Origin of the sequence: Chryseobacterium sp. SIMBA_028, from assembly GCF_046535285.1 — a bacterium.
Lineage (GTDB): Bacteria > Bacteroidota > Bacteroidia > Flavobacteriales > Weeksellaceae > Chryseobacterium.
Genome location: NZ_JAWRWZ010000348.1, coordinates 1 through 266, shown reverse-complemented (window position 1 = coordinate 266; position 266 = coordinate 1). Strand labels below are relative to the sequence as shown.

General features: G+C 36.8%; 1 protein-coding gene. It reads right to left on the bottom strand.

What is annotated here, in order from left to right; genetic code table 11:
* Nucleotides 1–266 (bottom strand): hypothetical protein (locus SCA31_RS23730; protein ID WP_410699463.1); only part of this gene is annotated, 266 nt, incomplete at both ends.

Here is a 266-nt window from a genome sequence, read left to right as displayed (position 1 = left end):
TCCCGCATATTGGTAGGATTCACTTTTGTTCCGTCATTCAGGAAAAACTGTCCGTCTGTATTGGATGATCCCATTCCGCTTTTGATGAAATTTACCGGTGATTCATAAAAGGTAAGTTTCGTACTTTTGTATTTGTCCCAGGTTACAGGAACGCTCATCTGTCTGGCCATCACAATAAACTGGTTATTGGGTGCTTTTTCCAGTTTTACAGATTTTACCAGTTCAAATTTGTAATTCTTTTTATCATCATACAATTCTATGATCAA